Source organism: Actinosynnema sp. NPDC020468 (genome assembly GCF_040642015.1).
Lineage (GTDB): Bacteria > Actinomycetota > Actinomycetes > Mycobacteriales > Pseudonocardiaceae > Actinosynnema.
Map to the genome: position 1 here is coordinate 1 of NZ_JBFAEO010000034.1, position 3,348 is coordinate 3,348.

At 72.5% G+C, this 3,348-nt stretch carries 3 protein-coding genes and 1 riboswitch; of the genes, 1 reads left to right on the forward strand and 2 read right to left on the reverse strand.

From position 1 onward, the window contains the following. Nucleotides 1–40: 40 nt before the first annotated feature. Nucleotides 41–1,141 carry a trypsin-like serine protease gene (locus tag AB0G50_RS23380; RefSeq protein WP_360112122.1) on the reverse strand — a complete coding sequence of 367 codons (1,101 nt, stop codon included), beginning with the start codon at nt 1,139–1,141 and terminating at the stop codon, nt 41–43. Nucleotides 1,142–1,549: 408 nt separating this feature from the next. Then, nucleotides 1,550–1,620: riboswitch (cobalamin riboswitch) on the forward strand. 51 nt (nt 1,621–1,671) lie between these two features. On the opposite strand from AB0G50_RS23380, the gene AB0G50_RS23385 reads away from it, so the two are divergent. Next, nucleotides 1,672–2,679 carry a prenyltransferase/squalene oxidase repeat-containing protein gene (locus AB0G50_RS23385; protein ID WP_360112124.1) on the forward strand — a complete coding sequence of 336 codons (1,008 nt, stop codon included), beginning with the start codon at nt 1,672–1,674 and terminating at the stop codon, nt 2,677–2,679. A 36-nt stretch (nt 2,680–2,715) separates the two neighbouring features. Here the strand turns inward: AB0G50_RS23385 and AB0G50_RS23390 are convergent, their stop codons facing one another. Next, complete coding sequence (locus AB0G50_RS23390; protein ID WP_360112126.1) at nt 2,716–3,255, reverse strand: DinB family protein; 540 nt, start codon at nt 3,253–3,255, stop codon at nt 2,716–2,718. Nucleotides 3,256–3,348: the final 93 nt, after the last annotated feature.

Here is a 3,348-nt window from a genome sequence, read left to right on the forward strand (position 1 = left end):
CGACCGGCACGTCGACACCGGACGAGTCGAGCAGTCGGCCTCAGAACTGGAGGTTCCAGGAGTCGATGTAGCCGGTGTCGTTGGCCTCCACGTCCTGGACCTTCAGCTGCCACGTGCCGTTGGCCGCCTCGGAGGAGGCGTCGACGGTGTAGGTCGTGGCGATGTTGTCGGCCGAGTCGTTGGCCGAGGAGTTCTTCAGCCGGTACGCCGTGCCGTCCGGCGCCACCAGGTCCACCACCAGGTCGCCCCGGTAGGTGTGCTTGATGTCGACGGTCACCTTCAACGCGGCGGGCGCGTTGCCGGTGCGGCCGGTCACCGCGATCGAACTGGTGACCGCGGCGCCCTTGTCGGGGATGTCGACGTTGTCCGCGTTCTCGAACTTGCCGTCGGTCGGCGGGGTCGAGCCGCCGGTCTGCTGGTTGATCCACGCGACGTTCGCCGCGATGCCGGTGTACAGGGTCGTGGTGGCGCACTCGCCGCCGTTGTCACCGGGACCGTGGGTTTCGCCGACCAGCGTCCAGTTGCCCCGGGAGCCGACGATCGCCGGGCCGCCCGAGTCGCCGTGGCACGCCGAGTGCGTCCGGTCGCCCGACACGCACAGGTCGGTGGCCGTGCCGCCGCCCGCCGAGCACCGGCTGGACGCCAGCACGGTCAGGTCGATCTCCTGGAGCGTCGACGGGTTGGAGCACGAGGGCCAGCTCGTGCAGCCGAACCCGATCAGCCGCACCGGGCCGCCGGGCGCCGGGTTCGCCGTCGCCATCTTGACCGGCGTCTGGGTCGACGCCGTGGACAGGTGCATCAGGGTGAGGTCGGTGCCGGAGCGGTTGACCGTGCGGTCAACGGACCTGACCTCGCCGCCGGAGCTGCGGCTGGTCGACCCGATCCGGGCCGAGGACGCGCTGCCGCAGTGCGTGGCGGTGACGATCCACTGCGGCGCGACCAGGCTGCCGCCGCAGCCGTTGCTCATGCCGGCGTGGAACGAGTAGGTCTCCGTCGCGTTGTGACCGCCGATGATCTGGGCCTCCACCGGCGGCGGGTCGTGGGAGGGCGGCGCGGCGAAGGCGTCGTGCCCTCCGCCGAGTACCAGGCCCAGGGCCATGCCGACCATCGCGACACGGCCGATCCGACGAGCAGTCTTCATCGATCTGCCTCTCGGTTGCGCTGCACAGGGACGCGGACGGATCCGCGCGGCGGCCGGGACGCGCGGTGCCCAGGCCGTCTTCCCGCACCATGGCGCGACGTGGCAGACAGCGGTCATCCAGTCTGGGTATACACCGCGTTGATGACCACTCACCGTCTGTTAAGTGAAGCGGACAAACCACCGATAATTTTTCCGACCGCACCACCGACCTGCGATGTTCGCCGAACGCGGCAACTCGGCCGCCGCGCCCGCACCGTCCCGGATCGTGAGCACCTCTGTGAACTGGTGAAACCCCGTCCACCGGGCGTTGGTCACAACGGCGGACGCCACCCACCCACCGGATGGCGGCTTGATCCGCGAGGCGCAGCCGGCATGCTGTGCCGGTCCGACCGAAGATCGCGCGGGGCGGGGGAAGTCCGGTGCGACTCCGGCGCTGACCCGCAACGGTGTGCCGCCCAGCGCGGCGAGCCCGACCACCCGCACCGCGCGCGACCCGAAATTCCTGTCGTGGCCCGCGGGAAAGGTACCCCTTGAGACGTTTCACGCTGTTTGCCGCCGCACTGCTCTGCGGCCTGCTCGTCGCACCCCCCGCCACCGCGTCGACCCCGTCGACGCACGACCGCGCCGACGCCGCGGCCGGGTGGCTCGCACGCCAACTCGTGGACGGCGAGCGCTTCGAATCCGAGTACGGCGGGGTCAAGTACCCCGACCAGGGCCTGACCGTCGACGCGGTGCTCGCGTTCGCGGCGGCCCGCACCGCGGACGACAACCTCGACCGCGCCGTGGCGTGGCTCGCCCGACCCGACATCACCGCCGGGTACGTGGGCTCCGACGGCGAGTCCTACGCGGGTGGGCACGCGAAGCTGCTCCTCGCCGCCGAGGTCGCCGGTCGCGACCCGGCGTCGTTCGGCGGCGTCGACCTGCGCGCCTCGCTGCTCGCGCTGCTCACCCCGTCCGGCCGGTTCTCCGACGTGTCGGCCTACGGCGACTACAGCAACGCCTTCACCCAGTCCCTCGCGCTGCTCGCGCTGGACCGCGCACCGTCCGGCGCGCCCGCCTCGGCCGTCGCGTTCCTCGCCGGCACCCAGTGCGCCGACGGCGGCTACCCGATCTTCTTCGGCGTGACGCCGTGCGTCAGCGACGTCGACGCCACCGCGCTCGCCACCCAGGCGCTCCAGGCCACCGGCAAGCCGCTGAAGGCCTGGCAGGGCTTGACGTGGCTGGTCGGCGTGCAGCACCCGGACGGCGGGTTCGGCGCCGGCACGTCCAACGCCAACAGCACCGGTCTCGCCGGTCAGGCGCTGCTCGCGGGCGGCCGGGTCGGCCCGGCCCTCAAGGCGCGGGCGCTGCTGAAGAACCTCCAGGTCGGCTGCGCCGGCGCGGTGGCGGACCGGGGTGCGATCGCCTACCAGGCGACCGGCTTCGACCCGGCCACCGCCACCCGCGCCACCACCCAGGGCGTGCTCGGCCTGGCCGGTGTCGGCCTGGCGCAGGTGCACTCCGGCGGCCAGAACGCCGCGCCGGTGCTCGCCTGCTAGTGCCCGGTCCGAGTGGCGGTCGGCCGGTGCCGGCCGCTACTCGCCGGTCGACCCGTCCACCGACTCCCGGATCAGGTCCGCGTGGCCCACGTGGCGGGCGTACTCCTCGACCAGGTGGAACAGGATCCAGCGCAGGCTCGGCGACTCGCCGTTCCGGCCGGTCCGCAGCGCGAGCCCGTCCAAGCCCCGTGCCGCCAGCGCCTCCGCGACCAGCTCGCGGGACCGCGCGACGAACCGCCGCCACAGCGCCAGCAGTTCCTCGGGCGAGTCCCGGTCGGCGGAGTGCCAGTCCCAGTCGGGGTCGGCGGCCCAGTCGACCGCGTCCCACGGCGGCACCGGGGCGTGGTCGTGCAACCACCGCGAGCACCAGGAGTCCTCGACGTAGGCCAGGTGCTTGAGCATCCCGCCGAGCGTCATCGTGGACACCCCCACCGTGGCCCGCAGGCCGTCCGCGTCCAGCCCGGCGCACTTCCACTCCAGCGTCGCCCGCTGGAAGTCGAGGAACCCGAGCAGCGTCTCCACCTCGCCGCCCCGGTCCGGCGGTGTGGGTCGGCCCTGTTCGTCCACCTGGGTCATGCCGGCCGACGCTACCGAACACCGTCCCGGCGGGCCGATCGCTTTTCCGCGCGAGACGACGGTTGAGTTTCGTCTGCACTGAAGTAATCGAGC

Coding starts and splice junctions, on each gene's coding strand:
- AB0G50_RS23380 (WP_360112122.1), bottom strand. CDS start 1,141: ATGAAGACTGCTCGTCGGATCGGCCGTGTCGCGATGGTCGGCATGGCC.
- AB0G50_RS23390 (WP_360112126.1), bottom strand. CDS start 3,255: ATGACCCAGGTGGACGAACAGGGCCGACCCACACCGCCGGACCGGGGC.